This is a genomic window from Lactobacillus helsingborgensis (genome assembly GCF_000970855.1).
Lineage (GTDB): Bacteria > Bacillota > Bacilli > Lactobacillales > Lactobacillaceae > Lactobacillus > Lactobacillus helsingborgensis.
Genome location: NZ_KQ034055.1, coordinates 1 through 3,533, shown reverse-complemented (window position 1 = coordinate 3,533; position 3,533 = coordinate 1). Strand labels below are relative to the sequence as shown.

Here is a 3,533-nt window from a genome sequence, read left to right as displayed (position 1 = left end):
AGGCGTCGCGGTTTATTAGTCAATCATAAAAAGGTGCAGCACTTAATGAACAAGCTGAAATTGTTTGGCATAGTCAGTAAACGCTGGCACAAATACAGCAGCTATCGCGGCACTCAGGGTCCGATTAAGCCTGACCTGATTAAACGCAGCTTCAGTGCGGTTTATCCCAATCACAAATGGTATTCAGATATAACTGAGTTCAAGCTCAAGGGGCAAAAGACCTACTTATCACCGATCATTGACGGCTGCACCCAAGAGATTGTTTCCTATACTATTTCCCGCAGCCCTAATCTTAAGCAGACCATGGATATGTTAAGAAAGGCCTGGGACAAGCATCCGGCACTGAATGGCTTGATCTTCCACACTGATCAAGGCTGGCAATACCAAAATGCCCAGTTTCAAGCGTGGCTGAAAAACCATGGCATTAGCCAGTCAATGTCACGCAAGGGCAATTCGCTTGATGATGGGTTAATGGCAGGCTTCTTCGGGATACTCAAGCGAGAAATGTTTTATGGCTTTGAAAAGCAGTTTAAGAATCTCACTGAACTGGAAGACGCAATCAGAGACTACATTGAGTATTACAATCAGAAAAGAATCAAAATCAAACTAAAAGGACTAACTCCGCTTGAATATCGGCAGTTAGTCCTCAGTTAATAGCTAATATAAAGTGTCCTAATTTTAGGGTTCACATCATCAAAGTGTCTTTTTTAGGGGTATCAATATTAATTGACGCATCAGTCGGCAAATTAGTCAAGCTATGTTAAATAATACTTGTTCACTAACTTTGTTCTTAAATTCTAGATTTAAGCCATTCTAGATATTCACTAACATAGTCCTCTGAAAAGATTTCCGAATTCACATTGTTTTTATTTAGCACATAACCTAAAATTAATCTTTTTGTATGTGGAAGTGGTTTTAGTTGTTGACGACTAATTAATCTTACATTTTTGGGCTCTGTTAATTTATAATCTTCCTTTTTCGAGTGAGCTTGACCTTTATAATAACTTCGAGTTTGTGCTGTAAAAGTCAGTTGATCTCCTTTTTCTAACTCGCCAACTTTTCTAAAATTAATGCTGTATCTGAACCACATGTGATCTGCAATTAGGTTATAGCTTTCATCAACTATATTTTTTAAACAAATTGTTGGCGATGGCATTGCATCTTTGTGAGTGAAATAACCGACTCGATCAAATACCGCCTTGTATTTCTTGACTTTGTTATCTTTTAATAATTTATTCTTTAAATTCTTTCGCATTTCTTTATACAAATTCTATATCAAAAAAGTTTATAATTTACCGATGAAATTTATTACTAACATAGCATTTGAAACTATAAATAGTTTATTAGAGGTGCGAAAAATATTTTTGTATAATTTGTAGAAAAAATAATAGAAAACTCTACTATATAAAAGTTTAAGTTTTCTATTGTTATAATATAACTTATACTTCACATCTCAAGATAATTTTAAAATAGAAAATGATTATGGCTTATAAAGTCACGAAACTATATTATATTCAACAAATATTTTTTTCAGTTAATCATCAAATAGACTTTTTATTTCTTCATTTCGATTATCTTGCCCACGTTTATTTTCCGCAAATACATTAACTGCATCCTCTTTTAAAACCTTGTGAACTCTGTCCTCATCAAAATCACGATTATTTGGAGTTGTAAAATCAATTACTGCGCTTAAAACAGTATCTTTAGCAGGCTCAGATACACTAGGCTTTAACCTCTGCTGCTTTGCTTTTTCAAGTTCTTTTTGCCTTTTACGCAAGTAAAGTTCTTCTAAAGCCACGAAATCATCAATATCTCCTTCAGTCAGCGCTCCCTCTTTAAGCAATTTGCTATAAAAATTAATTACGTCAAGAACTTTATTTGAGCTATAATTCCAGACCGAATCAAGGTGACTACTTATAAGAATTGGTCTTGTCTTTTTGCGAAGATCCTTAAAATTATCCAAAAAATAAGTTCCCCGATGAGCAGATCTATATTTTTTATAAGTGGTTCCTAATTTTAACTCTCTGTAGCGATCGATAGCATCACATTTTTGTTTCACATTTAACCAAGGATTAGTACGAATATTATAAATAGCAACACTTTCTTCTAAAACAGTATTTTTCCTGAAATCTTTTGAAAGTCTAGCTTCGGGTCTCCATGTAAATTGATACGCTGCCGTTTTTCTACCACGCTGCCCTTTTCTATAGATTACAGTAAGATTTAGATTTTGGAAATACGGTGATAGTTCCTCCATACAAGGAATCAAAACCCGCTGCTTGATATTGTTCGTCTGATATGTTTCAGGTATTTTCATTATCTGTCTAAAATTTTCATAGGTGAATTTTCTAATACCTGTAGTCCTAAACTGCTTTAGCTGACGGAAAAGTGCTTTTGAATATCTGGCCTTTAGACGCACATATTGTGACAGTGAAAAACGAGTCCAACTGTCAACGTCATTGAATAAATGCCTAAACTCTTCTTTAATTTGAACATAACACTCTAAATCATCTTCAAATACTATACATTTATCAAAAATACTTCCTACTTCTTTGTATCTGCGACCTGTTTTTGCATCTTCTTTTTCAATAGTTTCCGTAATCTTTGTAAATTTATTAAAAGCTTTGGTAATTTTGTTAACCAGTTGCTTCATGGATGTATTCTGCCTATAGCCTATTAATGTTTTAACCTTGCGACTACTAAATTTGATAATATTGCCGCTCTCTCCATAAATCTGACTAATACAAGCATAAAACAAATTATTTTCAAACTCAGTAAAGGTATCAACCACACCAAATAAGTCAACTTCATTTACTCGATTTCCAAACTTTACCATATTAGATAATTGCTTTTTTTCAACAATAGGGTCTTTTGCATTGGTAACAAGATCTTTTTCAGAAAGAAGTTCAATATTTTCAACTTTTTTTTCATCCTTGGATTTAGACATAATTTTAATCCTCTCGTAGAACGGCTTTTTAATACTATTTATTGTAACATGTGTTGTATAGATGTTACAAGTAATGACTGATTATGTTTTTGCTACGTCTACATTTAAGATAACTTGGTTAAGAGTTAGACTTTCCCCCTGCGTTACTTTTATTTAAAAGCTTGATCATACTTTTAAATTTTGTTTTACATATATCTTTCCTTTTAAGTTGCTTCTATTCAGTTTTGCTAATTCATGATCACATACTTTTACTACCAAAATTTTAAGAAATCTATTAAATTGGTCCTTTAGGCTATATTCTCAAGTTACTTCAATTGAATAAAAAACAAATTATTGCAATTTTTCATCATATTTATTTTATCGCAACTATTTAGTCTAAAACTTGTCAAACCAGTATCTTTCGTTTTTCCTCAAGTGTTACCTTTAACAAAATATAAAAGCCAAAAGAATCTTGCTTTACTTTTATCGCAGCCATTAGCTATAAAGCTTGTCAAATCAGTGTTTGGTAGTTTTCCTCTCACGTTGCCCTTAATTAAATATAAAAACTTAAAACACTTTTACCTTATTATTATCGCAACCATTAGCTATA

3 protein-coding genes are annotated in these 3,533 nt (G+C 32.6%); 1 reads left to right on the top strand and 2 read right to left on the bottom strand.

Annotation, left to right across the window (positions count from 1 at the left end; genetic code table 11):
• Positions 1-654, top strand: a 654-nt coding sequence (locus JF73_RS08720) for an IS3 family transposase (RefSeq protein ID WP_046327886.1), incomplete at its 5' end; no start/stop codon positions are given.
• Between the two features lie 136 nt (positions 655-790).
• Here JF73_RS08720 and JF73_RS08715 read toward each other — a convergent pair.
• On the bottom strand, positions 791-1,255 hold the full coding sequence (locus JF73_RS08715) for a hypothetical protein (RefSeq protein WP_046325789.1): 465 nt from the start codon (positions 1,253-1,255) through the stop codon (positions 791-793).
• Between the two features lie 279 nt (positions 1,256-1,534).
• Positions 1,535-2,944 carry a replication initiation protein gene (locus JF73_RS08710; RefSeq protein WP_046325788.1) on the bottom strand — a complete coding sequence of 470 codons (1,410 nt, stop codon included), beginning with the start codon at positions 2,942-2,944 and terminating at the stop codon, positions 1,535-1,537.
• Between the last annotated feature and the right edge of the window lie 589 nt (positions 2,945-3,533).